The organism is Methylobacterium hispanicum (assembly GCF_022179285.1).
Classification (GTDB): Bacteria; Pseudomonadota; Alphaproteobacteria; order Rhizobiales; family Beijerinckiaceae; genus Methylobacterium; species Methylobacterium hispanicum.
Map to the genome: position 1 here is coordinate 53727 of NZ_BPQO01000028.1, position 18628 is coordinate 72354.

Sequence of the window (18628 nt, forward strand, 5' to 3'; positions counted from 1 at the left end):
CTCCTCGGTTGCGGGGTCAGTAGGCCTCGGCCGGCCGCGGGGGCGCGCCGTCCGGGGATGGGTAGGCCGGCGCCTCGGCGTGCAGCGCACGCAGCCGCTCAAGCGGCCTGCGGCCGAAGCGCAGGAACAGGACGGGGGTCAGGAAGGTGTCGAGCAACGTCGCGCTGATCAGGCCGCCGAAGATCGTCACCGCGACCGGGTGCAGGATCTCCTTGCCCGGGCTCGCCGCGTCGTAGAGCAGCGGCAACAGCGCCACGCCGGCCGAGAGCGCCGTCATCAGCACCGGGGTCAGCCGTTCCAGACTGCCGCGCACGACGAGTTCGGGCCCGAACGGCACGCCCTCGTGCAGCGACAGGTTCAGGTAGTGGCTGATCTTGAGGATGCCGTTGCGGGCCGCGATGCCGGTCAGCGTGATGAAGCCGATCATCGACGCGACCGAGAGCGGCTGCCCGACCAGCCACAGGGCCGCCACCGAGCCGATCAGGGCGAGCGGCACGTTGCCCATGATGATGAGCGCCAGCGCGGCCGAGCGGTAGCGGCTGTAGAGGATGGCGAAGACCAGCGCCAAGGACAGGCCGGAGAGCGCCGCGATGGTCCGGCTCGCCTCCTCCTGCGCCTGGAAGGTGCCCTCCAGGCTGGTGAAGAAGCCGGGCGGCATCGGCTCCTGGGCCACCGCCTCGCGGATCGCCGCCACGATCGTGGCCATGTCGCTCTCGGCCGTGGTGTTGGCCTGGACCACGATGCGGCGGCGGGCGTTCTCGCGCAGGATCTGGTTCGGCCCGTCCGTCTCGCGGATGTCCGCGACCTGGCGCGCCGGCACCCAGCCCGAGGGCGTCTCCAGCAGCAGGTCACCGAGGCCAGCCGTCGTCCGCCGGTTCTCCGACAGGCGCAGCACCACGTCGAAGCGGCGCACGCCGTCGACGACCGTCGAGACCACCCGCCCGTTCGAGAGGCGGCTGATCTGCTCGACGACCGCGGCGGGCTGGACCCCGTAGAGGGCCGCCCGGGTGTAGTCGACGCGCACCTCCAGCTGCGGGATGCGGACCTGCCGCTCGACCTGCAGGTCGGCGAGCCCCGGGATCTTGGCGAGGCGGTCCCTCAGGCCGTTCGCCACCCGGCGCAGGGCGTCGAGGTCGTCGCCGAACACCTTGAGCGCGATCTCAGCGCGGACGCCCGAGAGCATGTGGTCGAGCCGGTGCGAGATCGGCTGGCCGACGTTGACCGCCACCGGCAGGGCACCGAGGCGCCCGCGGATGTCGGCGACGAGCGCCTGCTTCGGACGCTTCAGCCCATCGTCCAGGGCGACGTCGATCTCGGAGGAATGCACCCCCTCGGCGTGTTCGTCGAGCTCGGCCCGGCCGGTCCGGCGGCCGACCGCCTTCACGCCCGGAATCTCCAGGAGCAGTTTTTCCGCGATCAGCCCGACCCGGTTGCTCTCGGCGAGCGAGATGCCCGGGTTGAAGGTCATGCTGACCGTGAACGAGCCCTCGTTGAACGGCGGCAGGAAGGCGCGCGGCAAGTTCCAGGCGGCGATGCCGGCGGCGGCCACCGCGGCCGCGACGGTGCCGACCAGCAGGCCCTTATGCCGGAAAGCCACCCGCAGCAGGGCGGCGTTGCCGCGCTTGAGCAGCTTCAGCAAGCGGCTGTCGTGCTCCTCCAGGTTCCGGAGCCCCGGCAGCAGCCAGGACGCCAGCACGGGCGTCAGGGTGATGGAGGTGAGCAGGCTCGCCAGGATGGAGATGATGTAGGCCTGCCCCAGGGGCGCGAAGAGCCGGCCCTCGATGCCTGAGAGCGCGAACAGCGGCACGAAGACCAGGATGATGATCAGCGTCGCGTAGACGATGCCGGAGCGGACCTCGTTCGAGGCCGAGACCACCACCTCGAAGGTGCTCCTAGGGTTGCCCGCCTTCCGATTCTCGCCGAGCCGTCGGTAGATGTTCTCGACGTCGACCACCGCGTCGTCGACGAGCTCGCCGATGGCGATGGCGAGCCCCCCGAGCGTCATCGTGTTGATGGACAGGCCGAACAGGTGGAACACCAGAGCGGTCGTCAGCACCGAAACCGGAATGGCCAGCAGCGAGATCGCGGTGGTGCGCACGTTCAAGAGGAAGGCGAACAGCACCAGGGCCACCACCAGCACGGCCTCGACGAGGACGCGCTCGACGTTGCGGATCGAAGTCTCGATGAAGTCGGCCTGCCGGAACAAGACCTGGTCGGCCTTGATGCCGCCGGGCAGGGTCGGGTTGAGTTCCTTCAGGGCGGTCTCGATGCTGCGGGTCAGCCGCACCGTGTCGACGTCGGGCTGCTTCTCGACCGAGACGATGACCGCGGGCTTGGCCATGTAGCCGGCATCGCCCCGCTTCACCTTCGCGGCGAAGGACACCTCGGCGAGTTGGCGCAGGTAGACCGGGGCGTCGGCGACCGTGGCGACCACGAGGTTGCGCAGGTCGTCGAGGCTCATGGTCCGGCCGATGTTCCGGATCAGGTACTCGCGGGCGTTCTGGTCGGTGAAGCCGCCGCCGGCGTTGGTGCCGAACTGCGCGAGCGCCGTCTCCAGCTGGGCGTTCGTCACCCCGAGCGCGCGCATCGCCGCCGGGTTTGGGCTGACCCGGAACTGGCGCACCTCGCCCCCGATGGGGATGACCTGCGCCACGCCCGGGATGGTCAGCAGCCGGGGCCGGATGGTGAAGTCGGCGACCTCGCGCACCTGCATCGGGGTCGCGGTCTCGCCCGTCACCGCCACCAGCAGGATCTGGCCCATGATGGACGAGATCGGCCCCATGACCGGGGTCACGCCGCGGGGCAGCTGGTCCTGCACCAGCGACAGCCGCTCGGCAACCTGCTGGCGATTGCGGTAGATGTCGGTGCCCCAGTCGAACTCGACGTAGGTGATCGAGAGCCCGACCCCCGAGACCGAGCGCACGCGGGTGACACCCGGCAACCCGTTCATCCGGGTCTCGATGGGATAGGTGACGAGCTGCTCGACCTCCTGAGGCGCGTACCCTTCCGCCTCGGTCATGACGGTGACGGTGGGCTTGTTGAGGTCGGGGAAGACGTCGACCGGCAGCTTGGTGGCGGTGAAGGCGCCGTACAGCACCAGCACCGCGGCGAGCGCGAGGACGAGCAGGCGGTTGCGGACCGACTGGCTGACGAGGACGGTGAACATGGCCGGCCTCCTCAGCGGACCTGGTCGAGGAGCTCGGCGCCCTGGGTCACCACCCGCTTGCCGGGTCCGATCCCCTCGGCCACCAGCAGGCGGGCGCCGTCGAGCGGCTCGACCCGCACGGGCCGCGCCTCGAAGCGCTCGGCGGTGGTGTGCTCGTAGACGACGTCCTGCCCGTTGCCGGTGCGCACCACGGCCGAGCGCGGCAGCGCCAGGCCGGCCTGCTCGGTCTCGGTCCCGGCCAGCACCGTGACGAACTGCCCGACGCGCAGGCCGGCGGCGTCGCCGAGGACCGCGAACTGCACCGGGATAGCCTGGTTGCGGTCGGCGAGCCCCGTGCCCTGGTAGGCGAGCTTGAGGGTCCGGCCATCCGCGAGCCGGGCGGTGGCGTTCTGCGCCGCGGTCAGCGCGTCGAAGCTGAGGGCCTCGACCCAGAGGCGGTTCGGGTCGACGATCTGGAACACCATCGCGCCGGGCGCGGCCATCTGCCCGGCCACGGCCGCGGCCTGCGCCACCACGCCGTCGACGGGCGCCACCAAGGTTTCGGGCTGCTGCCGGATCTTGTCGAGGGCGGCGCGGCGGTCGTGCAGGCCGTTCAGCTCCGCGACCGCGTCGTCGAGCTGGGTCTGGGCCACGGCGCCGGTGGTGGCGAGTTTTTTATAGCGCTCGACCCGGCGCTCGACGATGGCGACCTGCTGGTCGAGCTCGCCCTGCCGCTGGCGCATGTCGGAGACGTCGACGGCCTGGACCGGCGGCGTCACGGTCGCGAGCACGTCGCCCCTGCGCACCTTGGTGCCGAGGCGTGGGAAGAGGCCGGAGGGCGGTGGCGCGAGCCGGCCACCGACCGAGGACTGCACCACGCCGCTGGCGTTCGGGTCCGGGATGATGCGGCCCGGCAGCTCGACCGAGCGGTGGAAGCTGCCCTGCTCGGTCATGGTCGTTCGCAGGACGAGGAGCCGTTGCGTGGGCTTGGGCACGAACACGGAGCCGTCGGGCAGGCGCTGGGCGAGGTCAGCCGAGCCGGGGGCCCGCGCCTCGATCAGGGCGGCCCCCCGCATCGGCTCGCCGTGGTCCTCGTCGCCGTGCGCGAAGGCGGCGGTGCCGAGGATGAGGGTGATGCCGATGGCGAGCAGCGCCAGGGCGGGGGCGCCTCGGCGCCCGCGAACGACCGCGGTGACGAGCATGCCGAGCAGGAACGCGACGGCGACCGCCGCCACCAGCGTCGGGTCCTTGGCCGTCAGGCGCTCCCGGAGGCCGTGGGCGAACTCGGAGGCGCGTCCAAAGGCCGCTTGCGTCGGCGTCGGCTTGGCGGCCGCTGCGGCTGCCTGCGCGGCGGGATCGGGCACGGTGACCGCCACGGTCAACACGTCGACCGCATCCCCGGCCGTGACGGTCGCCACGAGCTCGTGCCGGCCGGGCTTCGCCAGCCAGGGCACCGGCAGCGCGTAGCCGCCCTCGGGCGTGGCCGCGGCGATCTTGGCCCCCTCCGGCGTCTCGACCTCGATGGTCGCGCCGGGCACCGGCTCGTTCGTCCGGAAGCGGTCGAGGAACAGCGTCAGGGTGCCGTCGCGCGGGATGGCGACGAGCTCGAAGGCGTCGGACAGCGCCTCGCCGCGCGGCGCGATGGTCTTGGTGACGGGCGGCGGCGCGGCGCCGTGGTCATGCCCTCGTGGGCGAGCGCGGGCCCCGCCAGGACGGCGGCAAGCAGCGCCACCGCCCCGGGGGCGGCGGCAAGACGGGTCGACATGAATGGGTATCCTCGCGTCGGGAAGTCCGGATGCACGCCGCGATGGCGGACGCAGTCCGGGCGTTGCGCGCCTCAGGCGCGCCTCACGTCACGCGAGGGTTCGTGGCGGCTTGGGCAGGGCCTCGGGGCCGACGCCCGGGCGGCCAGCGACGTCGTGCGGGATCAGCTTGGCAGTGCGGACCACGGGAAGTGACAGGGCCCCCGTGCCGGACATGATGCCCGACGCGCAACAGACCATGGTCCCGCAGCAGGAGCCCCTGCAGCCGGCCGGACAGCACCTACCGCCGGCGTCATTCGCTCGCAGCGAGGCCACCGGCTCGACGGCCGGCGCCTGAAGATCGACAGCGGTCCGGGGCCTCGCCGACGTCTTTACGACGCGCGAAGGGGCAGCGGAAACCGTGGTCTCAGCGATGGAGGGCGCCGCCTGGACATATGCCGCCGCGGCTTGGTGGCGGCCATGGTGCGCGTGGCCCTCGTGGGCCTGGACGGCGGACGGCGCGACGTAGGCGATGATCGCGAGGATCATCGCCGCCATCAGGCGCACGATTTGCCGGTCGGGGCTCATGAGGGCTGCTTACACCGTTTCCAGTGGCGGGACTATGTCGTCAGGGACGTGAATGCCGGCGTGCAGGTTTGGTTGCCGCGGCGGCGTTTCAAGGTGCCGCGGGCAACGGCTCGGCCGGGTAGCCGGCGGCCGTGATGGCCTGGGCGATGCGGTCGGCGAGGCCGCCGGCGCCCGAACCCGTCACGCGTTTGGCCCGCAGGTCGGCATTGACCCGAGCCCCGGACTCGACGCCGAGGACGGCGCGTGACGGCCTGGTCGCAGCCGCAACCCGGTTCCGAGACCCTGTATCGGGCCATGACGCTCTCCCCTCGGTGGCGTCCCGCTCAGATGGGGCTTCCCATAGTGGGAAGGTCAACAGGCTTTTCCGGGACAGGAGGTGAAAACCACAATTGATGGCTTTCCCTCGAAAAGACGCGCCACCCGAAGAAAGCCGCGCAAGCCGGGCTTTCCACCGAGTTCGCTGAGGCGTCGCATGAGCGCGGTCGCGCCGCCTGGCCAGGTCGGGGCCGAACCGGTCCAGCGATAGTCTCAGCCGCGCCCCTTGTCCTTCCGGTAATGGTCGCGAACGAGCTGACCCGGCGAGGGCTGCGCGACCATGGTGCCGCCGTACCCGGCTGCCTTGGCCAGGTTGATCGCATGATCTGCGCACTTGGCCGCGTATTCGCCTGCGCAAACCTCGTGGCCGTCCGTGTTCGTTGCGTAAACCAAGTAGGTGCGGTCGGGATTTGCCATGGTGTTTCGCCAGAATCGCAATCGACCGATTGTGAATCGAATCGAACGGTTTCGTCAAAATCGGATATCGGTCACGACGTGTATGACGGTCCGGGCGCAGCCGCCGCAGCCCATTTTCTCGACCCTGTAGCGGACCATGACGCCCTCCCGTCGGTGGCGTCCTACGCAGATGGGGCTTCCCCTGGTGGGAAGGTCAAGGGCCGCGGCGCCCGTCAGGCCGGCGCCCACACGGCAATCGTCGTCGCAGGCTCCTGGTGGCCGTGCCGGATGCCCTCCCAGCCGAGCCAGCCCGTGTAGAGGCCGACCAGGACGATCAGAGCCGCGGAGGCGTAGGGGGCCCGCCGGGCGAAGGCGTCGAAGCCCGACCAGCGGTTCGCCACGTGCCTCACGCTGAGCGCGGCCAGGATTCCGGCCGACACCATCGTGAGCGCCAGCCCGATGCTGAAGCACACGACGAGCGCTAAGCCGAGGCTGAACTGCTTGAGCTGGATGCAGAGCAGCAGCACCGTGATGGCGGCCGGGCACGGGATCAGGCCGCCCGTCAGGCCGAACAGCACGATCTGACCGGTGGTCACGGTGCGGCCCCCGAACCGTCGCCGGATGGCCTCGGCGTGCGCCCGGGCGTGTGCGTCGTCCTCGTCGCCCAGGTTCAGGTGGTCGTGTGCGTGGCCGTGCTCCTCGAACGCGACCTCGTGGATCTCCGCCCCGGCGGACCCATCGAGGTGCAGCCGTGCCCTGAAGGCATGCGGCTCCGGGATCTCCTCCATGCTCTCCAGGAAGTCGCCCCCACTCGCGAACGAGAATGCCTGGCGGGCACCGTCGGGTCGGACCGTCTCAAGGGTGACGCGCTGGGCCGGGGGCAGCACGCCCTTGACCCGGCTCAGGCGCCAGCGCGGCGGCACGCCGTCCTCGATGACCTCCAGCTGGAAGACGCCATCGCGGGCCATGATGCCGTGGCCCTCGGCGTCGTGGTGGTGGTCGTGGTGCTGCTCGCGCCAGGTGCGCCACGCCATCCAGAGCGCGATGCCGACGATGAGGACGGCCGAGGCGAGCTGGAAGTACGGCTCGGACGCCTCGCCGCCCCACGCCTGCCCCAGGTACTGGCCGCCGAGCGCGATCACCCAGACGACCGCCGTGTGCGAGAGCGTCGCCGCCAAGCCCAGCAGGACCGCCTGCAGGACGGTGCCGCGGACCGCGATGATGAAGGCGGCCATCATCGTCTTGGAGTGGCCGGGCTCCAGGCCGTGCAGGGCGCCGAGCAGGATCGCGCTCGGCACGAACAGCCAGGCGTGCGCGGTCCCCTGCTGCAGCAATTCGGGAAACGGGACCATGACGGGTCGCCCTCCTACTTCAGATAGGTCCGGACGACCTCGATGAGCTCGGCCGCGCCCTTGGCACGCTCCGGGTCGGGCTCGCGAGCGGGGTCGACGACGTGATGGCGGATGTGGTCCTCCATCAGCTCGGCGGTCAGCCCGTTGATGGCGCCCCGCATCGAGGCGACCAGCATCAGCACGTCGGTGCAGCCGATCTCCGCCTCCAGGGCGCGCTCGACGGCCTCGGCCTGCCCCTTGATCCGGCGCACGCGCGCCAGAAGCTTGGTCTTGTCCTTGACGGTGTGGGACATGGGTCGGCTCCCTTCGCTTCGTAATATAGGGGGCTACCCTATGTATGTCGAGCGAGAAGCCCGTTGCGGGCGAGGGAGGGCGTGCCGTGACGGAGAAGGATCCCTGCACCGGCGTCTGCCGGTTCGATGGCCGGTCGGGCTGGTGCGTCGGCTGCGGCCGGACCAGTTCGGAGATCAGGGCATGGCGTAAGATGACGCCCTGTCGGCGCACGGCGCTCGCGCGCGAATTGCCGCGCCGAGTCCGGCAGGCCAGCGGGGAGGGGGCCGCGCCCTGACCGAGCGCGCCGCCTTCGACGCGACCGACCACACTGCCCGCGTGAGCCTTGCCGATGACAGCGTTCCCGAAGGCGGGATGGTACGCTCCCATCCGGATGCGAAGGACGGGTATGCCGCGCCGATGCAGGTGATGGACGAGACCGGGACCGACCGAACCCTCCCTGCCTGACGCGGCCTGGATCGGGAACCGCATCCGGGCCTGGCGCGACGACCCGGGCGGCTCCCACCGGACCTGGTCCCTGTGGGAGGAGCGCATCGAGAACTTCCGCGCGATCCGACGCCGCCTCCAGGCCGTGGTCGAGGAGATCCGGGCCGACACCTTCGGCAACGCCTACCGCGGCTCGTGACTGGAGACGGGGGCCCACGCGATCGCAGAGCAGCGCCAGGTCTTCCACGGCGCCGACCACGCCTTCCTCTGGAAGCCGAAGCTGCGCATCCCGGACATCCACGAGGACGGCGCCAACCAGGTCGCCTTCGGGCGCTTCCTCGACGCCTGCCTGCGCGGCACCGCCGAGGCGCAGGTGCTCGCGGCCATCCAAGCGCTCGACCAGGCGGGGATCACGAGCCTCGGCCCGGCGGCGGCGAACCTGCTCTACTTCCTGCACCCGACCTGGGTGAGCCCGTTCAACACGGCCATCGTGAAGGGCTACAACGCGCTGACCGGGGCCAACGCGACACTCGGCAAGTGGGACGAGTCCCTCGCCATGGGCCCGGGGGATCGTCGCCCTCAACGCCAGCCACCGGACGCTCCTCTCGAACGATGACGGGGGCGTCGCCGGCTTCCTGTTCGACGTCGGGTCCGGCCGCTGCCCGAGCGCGACGGGGGCCGCGGCCCTGGCCCGCCGGCGGGCGGACCTCGACCGGGTGCGGGCGCAGGCCGCGAGCAAGGCGGACCACACCCACACCGAGATCCAGGGCTGGCTGCGGGACCTCGGCCTGGCCCTCGGCTTCGACGTCTGGATCGCCTCGAACGACGCCGGCCGTCCCTACGGCCCCGGCCGCCTGTCGGGCGGCTGCCTCAACCGCCTGCCCGAACGCCTGACCGCGAGCGGCTCGGCCGAGACGGTGCAACTCATCGACGTGCTCTGGCTGGGCAAGGCGGGCGGCGACGTCGCGGCGGCCTTCGAGGTCGCGCGCACCACGAGCATCTATTCCGGCATCGTGCGCATGCTCGACCTCGCCCTCGGCGTCGAGGGCGGGACCGCGCGCAACTTCTTCCGGGTGGCTCGGGACAACCGCGGGGACGACGTGCGCGCCCAGTTCGCCGGGCCGGCGTTCTCGCGCGTGGGCGACCTCGACCCGCGTTACCTGCCCTCCAGCGAATTGCGCGGGACCCGCGAGGCCATTGCCCGCCCCGTCCGCATCGCACGATGACGCGGTGCGAGCCTATCCCTGAGGCATCTCGGGCCGCCGCCCGGCGGCAGACCGAGCCCATGGGCCGCCCCTTCCGGAAACCACGGAGGATAACCGGGAGCGAGAGCCCAAAGACTTCCCTCGTAAAACGCCCTTGACCCCGTACTACGGTACGGACCTTAGGCTCACGGGGCGTTGGTGATGCCGGGGCAGCACATGCGGGATCCGACCATCGGGAAGGCGGCGCGGGAGGCCGGCGTCGGCGTCGAGACCATCCGGTTCTACGAGCGCCAGGGCTTGATCGCGCAGCCGGCCAAGGGGGCCGGCTATCGGACCTACCCGCCCGAGGTGATCGCCCGCATCCGCTTCATCCGGCAGGCCCAGAGGATCGGGTTCTCCCTCAAGGAGGCGCAGGAGCTCCTCGCCCTGCGCGCCGACCCGCAGGCCGACTGCGGCGACGTGCGGGCCCGGGCCCGGCACAAGATCGCCGAGGTGGACGCGAGGATCGCCGAACTCCTGCGCGTCCGCGCCGCCCTGGAGGCCGTGGTCGCCTCGTGCCCGGGCCACGGCGGGCTGGGTGGCTGCACCATCCTGGAAGCCCTCGACGAGGCACCGCCGGCACCGGCGGCGTGCCGATGCGGCGCGCCGAGAAAGAGGAAGACGCCATGAGGACGGTCACCCTGAAGGTCGAAGGCTGGCGGTGCGCCGCCTGCTCCGCCTCGGTCGGCTCTCTGTTGGAGGCTCATCCCGGCGTCCGCGGCATCGACGTCTCCTTCGACGAGGGACGCGTCCGCGCCCTCTACGACCCGGCGACCACCAGCGAGGACCGCCTCGTCGAGCTGATCGAGAAGCGCGGCTTCCAGGTCGTGGCCCGTACTTCGGCCTGATCCGGCCGGCTGGACATTCCTGGAGACGGACCGATGGCCGCAGCAACCCTCGACACCGACTTTTCCCTGTGGAGCGAGGAGCCGGCGAGCCGGCCCGACCGGGCGCGCATCCGTGCCCGGATCGGCGGCCTGCACTGCTCGCTCTGCACCGGAACCATCGAGAAGGCTCTGGGCAGCCAGCCCGGCGTCGACAAGGTGGCGGTCAGCCTGACCCACGAGCAGGCCCTCGTCGAGTACGACCCGGCGGTCGCGCGGCCGGCGGCGCTGCTGGGGATCCTGCGCGACATCGGCTACACCATCTCCGACCCGCGCAAGGTCCGGCCCTACGAGGAGGAGGAGCGCGATCTCGTGCGCGAGAGCCGCCGCTTCGTCGTGGCGGTCGCCCTGAGCGTCGCCTCCATTCCCATCATCGCGGATCCCACCCTCGGCTGGATCGGCTTCCTACCCGCCCTGGTCTGCCTCAGCCTCGGCGCGATGGTCTTCCTCGTCCTGCGGAAGACCAGCCTCCTCGCCGCGGCCGCCAGCACCACCGGTCTCGCAGTCCTGGCACTCGGCCTGCTCTACCTGAACCTCCAGGGCTACCTAACGGCCTCCGCTCCCTGGCTCGTCGCCGCGCTCGCGGTCGTGCTCGTCTTCGGGGTTGGGCGCCACATCCTGCACATGGCCGTCCAGGCCCTCCGCCGCGGCATCCTGAACCAGCACGTGCTGCTGGAAATCGGCGCCTTCGCGGGCATGCTCGGCGGCGTCATCGGGCTGGTTCTCGACCGGCCGGACTACCCGACGGCCCCGTTCTTCGCCGTCTCGGTCATGGTCGCGACCTACCACATCTTCTCCGAGTGGCTGTCCCTCATCGTCAAGACGCGCAGCTCCCAGGCCGTGAAGCGGCTCCTCGACCTCCAGCCGGAGACCGCCCGCGTGGTCCGGGACGGCCAGGAGCGGGATGTGCCGCTGGACGCGGTCGCAGTCGGCGACCTCGTCCGCATCCGCCCCGGGGAGCGCGTGCCCGTCGACGGCACGGTCGCGGGCGGCCGCTCCGCCGTCGACCAGGCCCTCGTCACCGGCGAGCCGATCCCGGTCGAGCGCGCGGAGGGCGACGCCGTCATCGGCGGCTCGATCAACGGCACCGGCACCCTGCTGGTGCGGGTAACCGCGGTGGGGGCCGGCAGCTTCCTGCAGAAGGTGGTGCGCGAGGTCGAGGACGCCCGCGCCCTCAAGCCTGGCCTGCTCCACCTCGTCGACCGCGTCCTGCAGGTCTACACCCCGACCGTGCTCGCGGTGGCCGCGCTGGCCTTCGTCGGCTGGCTCGCCGGTTCGTGGTTGGCGGGCGGCGAACCCGACATCGAGCGGGCCGTGTTCGCGGGCTTGAGCGTCCTGGTCATGGGCTATCCCTGCGCCGTCGGGATCTCGGCACCGCTCTCCATCGTGCGGGGGTCCGGCGAAGCCGCCGAGCACGGCATCCTGATGCGGACCGGCGAGGCCTTCCAGGGCTATCGCCTCGTTGACACCGTCGTCTTCGATAAGACCGGGACCCTCACCGAGGGCCGGCCCGCGGTCCGCGAGGTCGAGGCGTTCTCCGGGAGCGAGGCCGATCTCGTCGCCGTTGCCGCCGCGGCCGAGGCCTCGTCCGAGCACCCGCTCGCGCAGGCGGTGGTCAAGGCCGCGTTCGCTCGCGGCGCCGTGCCCCCGGACGTGACCTCGTTCGAGGCCGTCCCGGGCAAGGGCATCGTCGCCCAGACCGAGGCGGGCAACGTCCTGGTCGGCAGCCCGGCCTTCCTCGCCGGCCACGGCATCGATCTCGCGCCCGCTTCAGCGCGCATCCTGACCCTGGAGGGGGCCGGGCGCACCGTCATCGTGGTCAGCCGGGACCATCGCCTGCTGGGTCTGCTCGCGCTCGACGACAGCCTGCGGTCCGACGCGGCGCAGGCGGTCGCGGCCTTGCGGGCTGAGGGCGTGAGGACGGTCCTGCTCACCGGTGACAACGAGCGGGCCGCCCGCCGGATTGCCGCCGAGGCGGGCATCGACGAGGTCCACGCGGGGGTGATGCCCGACGGCAAGGCGGAGACCGTGCGGCGCCTCCAGGCGACGGCCAAGGTCGCGATGGTCGGCGACGGCATCAACGACGCGCCCGCCCTGATGCAGGCCGATGTCGGCATCGCCATGGGCGGGGGCACCGACATCGCCATCGAGGCCGCCGACATCATCATCCTGTCGAACCGCCTGGCCGCGCTGCCGCTCGCCCGCCGCATCAGCCGGCGCAGCTACGCCAAGATGCTCCAGAACGTCTGGCTCGCCTTCGCCTTCAACGGCCTCGGCATCCCGATCGCCGCGACCGGCCTCATCAACCCGATCTGGGCCATGGTCGCCATGGCGGTGAGCGTCACCGCGATCTTCCTCAATTCCCTCTGGGGCCAGCCCGGACTGTTCCTGGGGGCGATCACGAGCGTCGGCAGCCTGCCCGGGACGAACGGGCTCGCCATCGAAGGAGGTCGGCGATGAGGTTCCTGATTTCTTCGAGCGGGGCGGCCGCACTGGCAGCTCTCCTCCTGGGACCGGTGGGGCCTGTTCGGGCCCAAGAGGACACGCCGGCCACGTCACGCCGCGGCTCCGATCTGAAGGTCGCGACCCTCCCGGTGGAAGGCATGGTCTGCCTCTCCTGCGCCGCCTCGATCAAGCGTGCGGTCCGGAAGGTGGACGGGGTGACCGACGCGGAGATCGATTTCGTCGGCCGCACGCTCCGCGTCACCTACGCCGCCGGCCGACCCCTCCTGCTCGGTCGCGTGCGGACGGCCGTCGCGGGCCTCGGCTACACCCCCGGTCCTCCCGTGGTGGCGCCGTGACGCTCGAACATCTCGTCCGGCCCCTGGCGACCGGCGCCGGCGGGCCGGCCGCCCTCTGGATCGCGTTCCTTGCCGGGGTCCTGGCCAGCGCGGTCTGCCCCTGCACCCTGCCGGTCGGGCTCGGCTTGGCCAGCGTCGCCGGGGCCTCGGAGGCGGGGTCCCGCCGCGCCGGCCTGCAGGTGGCCGGGTCCTTCTTCGCCGGAATCGTCCTGAGCCTCGCCGCCCTCGGCTCCGCGGTGGGACATCTCGGCGCGCTCGCGACGGAGGCGTTCGGCCGGAGCTGGGCCCTGCTCATGGCCGGCGTCTCGCTCGCGGCGGCGCTGCTCGCCTTCTGGTGGCCGCGCCTGCGCACCCGAGCGCTGACGGCCTGGCGCCACCCCGGCCTGCTCGGCGCCTTCGCCTACGGCGTGGTGTTCAGCGTCGGCACCTCGGCCGCGCCGCTGTTGCTGCTGCTCACGGTGGCGGCCGCGGAGGGTCGGGACGGGCGCGGCGTCGTCCTCGCCCTCGCCTTCGGCCTCGGTCGGGGCCTGCCCTTCCTCGCCGCCGGTGCGGCCGGGAGCGCGGTCACCCGCCTGGCCCGCCTCGGCGTCTGGGGCCGAGCCCTGCAGCTCCTCAGCGGCGCCGCCCTCCTACTGGTCAGCGCCTACTACGCGCGGGTCTACGCGGACCTGCTCTGAACCCCGGAGACCTCATGAGCGACGAAACCGCCTTTCTGACGGAGGTCACCCTCTCCGTGCCAACCATGTTATGCGACGGCTGCGCCGAGACGGTCCGTGACCTGCTGATGGCCATTCCGGGTGTCCGGCAGGCGAGGGCCAGCGCCTGGCGTAAGCACGTCGCCGTTCGCTTCGAGCCGTCCCGCGTCGGACCCGCGGAGATCCGGTCGGCGCTCGCCAATGGCGGGTTCGACGGCGCCGAGGTACAGGCATGATCCCCGGAACGGCGGAACCCGCGGAGGCTGACCGCGAGCGCCTCCTCCGCGTGCTCGCGGCAGCGGCGTTCGTGATCTTCTTTCAGGCGTTCATGGTCGCGCCGGTCCTGCCGCAGTTGGCGCAGGGGTTCGGCGTCTTGCCCGAGCGTGTCGGGCTCATCGTTCCGGCCTATTTGATTCCGTACGGCGCGGCGACGCTGGTCTACGGGCTGCTGGCGGACCGCCTCGGCGTCTGGCGCGTCATGGCGGGTTCCCTGGCCGCCTTCGCTGCGCTGACGGCCCTGACAGCCACGGCGAGCTCGGTCGGGCAACTCGCCACGTGGCGCTTCCTGACCGGCCTGGGGGCGAGCGGGGTCGTCCCCCTCGGCCTCGTTCTCGTGGGCCGGCTCTTCCCCTACGAACGACGCGGGCGCCCCTTGGGATGGCTGTTCGGCGCCATGGCCGGCGGCATGGCTTTCGGGTCGACCTTCGGCGCCCTGCTCGAACCGGTCGCCGGATGGCGCGGCCTCTTCCTGACCGTCGGCGCCGCCGGGGGCGCGCTCCTGCTCGTCCTTGCGCCGTCACGGGGGATCATCCCGGGCGCCACGGCGATCGGGACACGGCTGCCCGACCTGTTCCGCGGCTATCGCGACCTCCTGCTCATCCCACGCGGACGCCGCACCTATAGCTTCGTCCTGCTCAACTCGATGTTCCACTCCGGCGTGTTCACCTGGCTCGGCCTGTACTTCGAGCAGCGATACGGGCTCGGTCCCGTCGGGGTCGGCCTTGCGCTCCTCGGCTACGGCATCCCGGGCTTCCTCCTGGGGCCTGTCATCGGCCGCATCGCGGACCGGCGAGGGCGCGGCCGCCTGCTCCCGGTCGGGCTGCTCCTGGGGGCCTTCGCGGCGGCAGCTCTGACCCTCGACGCGCCGCTTCTCCTGGCTGCGGCGGCGGTAACGGTCCTGTCGCTCGGCTACGACATGACCCAGCCGCTGCTCGCCGGCGTCGTCACCGCGCTCGGGGGCCAACGTCCGGGGCAGGCCATGGGGCTCAACGTCTGCCTGCTGTTCACCGGGTTCGGGCTGGGAAGCCTGCTCTTCGGCGGATTGCTCCGCTTCGGGTTCGGGACGACGCTCGCGCTGTTCGCGGCGGCGGAACTGGCGCTGGCCGCAACTGCCGTGCGTCTCTTCAGGCCCGAGACGCCGTCCGTCGAAGGAGGACGCCCCTGAGCACGCCAACACCCGAATTCGAGGAGGATACCCTCGACACCGTCATCCTCTCCGCATTCCGGCAGGCGCGCCGCGAGGGACATCGCGACGCGGCCGAGCACCTCATGCGCGCCCTGGAGGCCCTCGCCGGCGCGGCCGACCCGTCGTCGGCATCGGCCTGCGTGGCCGAGGCATGCCTTGGCTTCGCGGACGAGCAGGGCACGGGACGCGCTTCCCCGACGTATGGAAGTCGATCGAGGCAGCCGCATTGAGCCTCGACGGTCCGTTCTCGTCCCGGGGCGGCAGGGTCTCTGAGGCGGAACGCGTCGGAGCGGAGCCGTGCCCCGCATTCGACACCTCTTAAGGCCGGGACGGCCCACCAGCCCAGTTTGAGGTGACCGCGGACGGCCCAACCGGCGCCGGCGGGCCGCTCGGGTGCACCGAGTCCCGCTGCGCAAGCGGAGCAGGAGCGTACCGTGCAGGAGGGCCCCGGTGCAGAGCCCCTGGAAGCGCTGGAGCGGCTCCGCCATCCTCGCTGCCGCTGCGCCGTACACGCGCTGGTTTGCCAAGCCGCGGACCTGCGCGAGCGTCGGGGACTCTCGGCCGGGCGAGGCGAAGCCCCAGGGGCGGGTGTCGCGGCCTCGTCGACGATCAGCGACGTGGACGTGCCTGTCACGAAGGCGGCGCCGCGGGACTCCGTCCGGCTGCGACGGCGCAGCCGGGTGCAAGCCACGCCCCCGCTCTCCGAGGCCGCCTGCCTTCACCTGCTCGTCGAGAACGCAGCCGTTCAGAGCATGTATCCGATGTCGGATGCTCCGGTTGGGTAGGCGAACATCGTCGTTTTCAGGTCTTCGGCCGTGAGACCATGCCGGATCGCCAGGCCGAAGATGTTGATGACCTCATCGACGTGGGGGCCGACCAAGTGCGCACCGAGCACGCGGTCGGTGTCCTCGTCGACCAGAACCTTGAAGCCGTAGGTGGGCTCGGCGACGCGCCGGGCCGTGTACCAGCCGGACACCCTCTGGCTCCGCAGGCGGAACCTCAAGTTCCTCTGCCGCGCCTCTGCCTCGCTCAGCCCGACGCTCGCGATCGGGGGGATAGTGAAGGCGACGCTCGGGACGCCGCGATAGTCAGGCCGGTACTGATTGCCCTCGATCATGTTCCGCACGGCAACCTTGGCGTCGTGGCTCGATACCGGCGTGAGGGGCGGCCCCGTCCGGGCGGCGTCGCCTGCGGCGTAGACGGCAGGGTTCGATGGGCTCTGCAGGAACGCGTTGAGCCTGAGATGCCCGCGCTCGTCCCGCGCGACGCCGGCGGCATCGAGCTGCAGCGGCTCCAGATCCGGGATTCGGCCCGCGGCGTGGACCACGAGGTCGGCCTCCATCGCCTCCTCGGCGCCGGTCTCGGACCGCGTCAGGACCGTGTACCCGTGCCCCGCCTTCTCGACCCGCACGACGGCGCGCCGCGTCCGCACGTCGATCCCCGCCTCGTGGAAGCTCTCCATGAGCCAACCGACGAGCTCGGGGTCGAACTGGGTCAGGAGGCGCTCGCCACGCTGCAGGATCGCGACGCTCGCGCCCGCCCGGGCCGCGATGTGCGAGAACTCGGCCGCGATGTAGCCACCCCCGACCAGGATGATACGAGGCGGGAGCTCCTCAAGCTCCAGGAACTCCTCGTTGGTGACGAGGTGCTCGGCGCCGGGAAAGGGGAGCGGCGCTGGGCGGGCTCCGGCCGCGATCAGGATGTGCCGCGCCTCGCAAACGCCCTCGCCCGCGATCGCGACCGCGTTCCGACCCACGAAGCGGGCTTGGCCGTGAAAGGCGTCGATGCCCTTCCCGGCGTAGTTCCTCGCCTGCTTCTCCGGGATCGGGGCCGTGAAGGTGCGCTTGAACGCCATGAGCTCCGGCCAGGACATCCGAGCCTCGGGCGCGACCACCCCGCGGGTGCGCATGCGGCGGATGTCGTCCATCACCTGGGCGCCGGTCACCAGCATCTTCTTGGGGTCGCATCCGCGCAGGGCGCAGGTGCCGCCGAAGGGCCGGAAGTCGGTCACTGCGACCTTACGGCCGGCGGCCGAGGCCCGATTGCTCGCGACCATGGCCGCCGTGCCACTGCCGATGATGATCAAGTCGTAGCTTCCAGCCATCTCGTTCACCCAGACTTGCGAGGGATGTCCTGCTCACCGGCAGCTCCTCTTCGGTCGCGAGCCCTGCCGGGACGGCCCGCATTGCGCGCGCAGGTGGCGCAGCACCGTCGGAGGTGTCAGCCGAAGCCGACCCGCCCGAGCGCTGCAAGGGCACCTGCGGCCGCCGGTTCGTACGGAGCCACGGAGGCCAGTGGCACGTCGGACGGAAGATGGATGGATGGGCAAGCCACAGCGGACGAGGGCAAGCGCGGCGAAGGCGAGGAAGGTGGCGACTCCCGCGCTCGCGCCGGTTCCGGGATATTGCCCACCTCACGCGAAGGGCCGCGAGCGGACAGCATGGAACCTCCCCGAACAGGTCGGCAGCCAGACAGGCGCAAGCGGGCCCCGGCTCGGCTTGGTGCCTCGGACGAGCCCGCGTCTGACCCGACCGGCGACAGAAGATGGGCCGATGGCCGCACGCACGATGGTCAACAAACCTGGAGCAGCTTCAGGTTTCCGCCGGGCCGGAAGTTTCTTCGGTTCCGTATCGGCCAGAGGTGAATGCGAAGTTCGGTCTGGATTGTCGAACAGGCTCGGCGGCGTCTGCCCGCGAACCTATCGGCCGGCCTCGGAGGGTGCCGGTTTGAGCGCGCTCGCTGCTGGCGGTCACGTGTGGAGCAGGCCGTCGGCCACCTGAGGCGGCGGGAAGCCGCCGGCCGCGTGCCCGAAGCATACGGCCGGCGGATGCAGGCGTCACGAGTCCTCGTCCTGGAACAGCGTCTCCATGATCGGACAGTCGGGTACGAGGCCGCCGATACAGGCCGCGGTCATGTCCTTCAGGACGCGCTCCATCCGCCGGAGGTCGGCGATCTTCGCCCGCACCGCGATCAGTTGGCGGTCGGCGACGCCCTGGACTTCCCCGCAGGTGACCGCGTGGCGGTCGACGAGCGTCAGCAGCGCCCGGATGTCCTCGACGCTGAACCCGAGCTCGCGGGCCCGGCGGATGAAGGTCAACCTCTGCCGGTGAGCTCGATCGTAGATCCGCTGGTTCCCGGCCGTCCGGGGCGGTGCCGGCAGGAGCTTGACCTTCTCGTAATACCGGATCGTCTCGATGTTGACGCCGGTTCCCTCAGAAAGCGCCCCGATGGTCAGGGCAGCGCGTCCGCGCGACGCAGGAACGATGCCCATGCAAATCTCCTTG

General features: G+C 71.4%; 17 protein-coding genes and 1 pseudogene. 10 read left to right on the forward strand and 8 right to left on the reverse strand.

Annotated elements, in window-relative coordinates:
* Window positions 1-16: 16 nt before the first annotated feature.
* The 6 genes and pseudogenes from MFF56_RS25230 to MFF56_RS25260 all read right to left on the reverse strand — a co-directional run bounded on the left by MFF56_RS25230 (window position 17) and on the right by MFF56_RS25260 (window position 7831).
* Window positions 17-3166 (reverse strand): efflux RND transporter permease subunit, encoded by a 3150-nt coding sequence (locus MFF56_RS25230; protein WP_012752947.1) that lies wholly within the window; start codon window positions 3164-3166, stop codon window positions 17-19.
* A gap of 11 nt (window positions 3167-3177) precedes the next feature.
* Window positions 3178-4910, reverse strand: a pseudogene (locus MFF56_RS25235) (efflux RND transporter periplasmic adaptor subunit).
* Window positions 4911-4998: 88 nt separating this feature from the next.
* A complete protein-coding gene (locus MFF56_RS25240; RefSeq protein WP_012752950.1) occupies window positions 4999-5475 on the reverse strand; it encodes a hypothetical protein in 477 nt (158 codons plus the stop codon).
* A gap of 528 nt (window positions 5476-6003) precedes the next feature.
* Window positions 6004-6207: a hypothetical protein gene (locus MFF56_RS25250; protein WP_009865907.1), complete on the reverse strand. Its 204-nt coding sequence runs from the start codon at window positions 6205-6207 to the stop codon at window positions 6004-6006.
* A gap of 212 nt (window positions 6208-6419) precedes the next feature.
* A complete protein-coding gene (locus MFF56_RS25255) occupies window positions 6420-7538 on the reverse strand; it encodes a nickel/cobalt efflux transporter (protein WP_066927594.1) in 1119 nt (372 codons plus the stop codon).
* Window positions 7539-7552: 14 nt separating this feature from the next.
* Window positions 7553-7831, reverse strand: a complete 279-nt coding sequence (locus tag MFF56_RS25260; RefSeq protein ID WP_009866592.1) for a metal/formaldehyde-sensitive transcriptional repressor — start codon at window positions 7829-7831, stop codon at window positions 7553-7555.
* Between the two features lie 44 nt (window positions 7832-7875).
* Here MFF56_RS25260 and MFF56_RS25265 point away from each other — a divergent pair, with 44 nt between their 5' ends.
* The 10 genes from MFF56_RS25265 (at window position 7876) to MFF56_RS25310 (ending at window position 15323) form a co-directional block, all read left to right on the forward strand.
* The gene (locus MFF56_RS25265; protein WP_012752952.1) at window positions 7876-8106 is read left to right on the forward strand and encodes a DUF1289 domain-containing protein; all 231 of its coding nucleotides are present in this window, start codon (window positions 7876-7878) and stop codon (window positions 8104-8106) included.
* 522 nt (window positions 8107-8628) lie between these two features.
* Window positions 8629-8871 (forward strand): hypothetical protein, encoded by a 243-nt coding sequence (locus MFF56_RS32415; protein WP_009866593.1) that lies wholly within the window; start codon window positions 8629-8631, stop codon window positions 8869-8871.
* A 100-nt stretch (window positions 8872-8971) separates the two neighbouring features.
* Window positions 8972-9481: a type II restriction enzyme NmeDI-related protein gene (locus tag MFF56_RS32420; RefSeq protein ID WP_238231528.1), complete on the forward strand. Its 510-nt coding sequence runs from the start codon at window positions 8972-8974 to the stop codon at window positions 9479-9481.
* A gap of 195 nt (window positions 9482-9676) precedes the next feature.
* Window positions 9677-10129: a MerR family DNA-binding protein gene (locus tag MFF56_RS25280; protein ID WP_009866299.1), complete on the forward strand. Its 453-nt coding sequence runs from the start codon at window positions 9677-9679 to the stop codon at window positions 10127-10129.
* Window positions 10126-10347, forward strand: coding sequence for a heavy-metal-associated domain-containing protein (locus tag MFF56_RS25285; protein ID WP_043766175.1), 222 nt, complete (start codon window positions 10126-10128; stop codon window positions 10345-10347). Before MFF56_RS25280 ends, MFF56_RS25285 begins: the two co-directional genes overlap by 4 nt.
* A gap of 33 nt (window positions 10348-10380) precedes the next feature.
* On the forward strand, window positions 10381-12843 hold the full coding sequence (locus MFF56_RS25290) for a heavy metal translocating P-type ATPase (RefSeq protein ID WP_012752954.1): 2463 nt from the start codon (window positions 10381-10383) through the stop codon (window positions 12841-12843).
* Window positions 12840-13184 carry a heavy-metal-associated domain-containing protein gene (locus MFF56_RS25295; protein WP_012752955.1) on the forward strand — a complete coding sequence of 115 codons (345 nt, stop codon included), beginning with the start codon at window positions 12840-12842 and terminating at the stop codon, window positions 13182-13184. The genes MFF56_RS25290 and MFF56_RS25295 overlap by 4 nt, the downstream gene beginning before the upstream one ends.
* Window positions 13181-13861: a cytochrome c biogenesis CcdA family protein gene (locus tag MFF56_RS25300; RefSeq protein WP_009866213.1), complete on the forward strand. Its 681-nt coding sequence runs from the start codon at window positions 13181-13183 to the stop codon at window positions 13859-13861. The genes MFF56_RS25295 and MFF56_RS25300 overlap by 4 nt, the downstream gene beginning before the upstream one ends.
* Window positions 13862-13875: 14 nt before the next feature.
* Entirely contained in the window at window positions 13876-14115 is a 240-nt protein-coding gene (locus MFF56_RS25305; protein ID WP_012752956.1) for a heavy-metal-associated domain-containing protein, read from the forward strand.
* Window positions 14112-15323 (forward strand): MFS transporter, encoded by a 1212-nt coding sequence (locus MFF56_RS25310; RefSeq protein ID WP_012752957.1) that lies wholly within the window; start codon window positions 14112-14114, stop codon window positions 15321-15323. Before MFF56_RS25305 ends, MFF56_RS25310 begins: the two co-directional genes overlap by 4 nt.
* 766 nt (window positions 15324-16089) lie before the next feature.
* Here MFF56_RS25310 and MFF56_RS25315 read toward each other — a convergent pair.
* Together MFF56_RS25315 and MFF56_RS25320 are read right to left on the reverse strand one after the other, a co-directional pair.
* Entirely contained in the window at window positions 16090-17448 is a 1359-nt protein-coding gene (locus tag MFF56_RS25315; protein ID WP_012752959.1) for a dihydrolipoyl dehydrogenase family protein, read from the reverse strand.
* Between the two features lie 732 nt (window positions 17449-18180).
* Window positions 18181-18615 (reverse strand): MerR family transcriptional regulator, encoded by a 435-nt coding sequence (locus MFF56_RS25320; protein WP_012752960.1) that lies wholly within the window; start codon window positions 18613-18615, stop codon window positions 18181-18183.
* Window positions 18616-18628 lie beyond the last annotated feature (13 nt).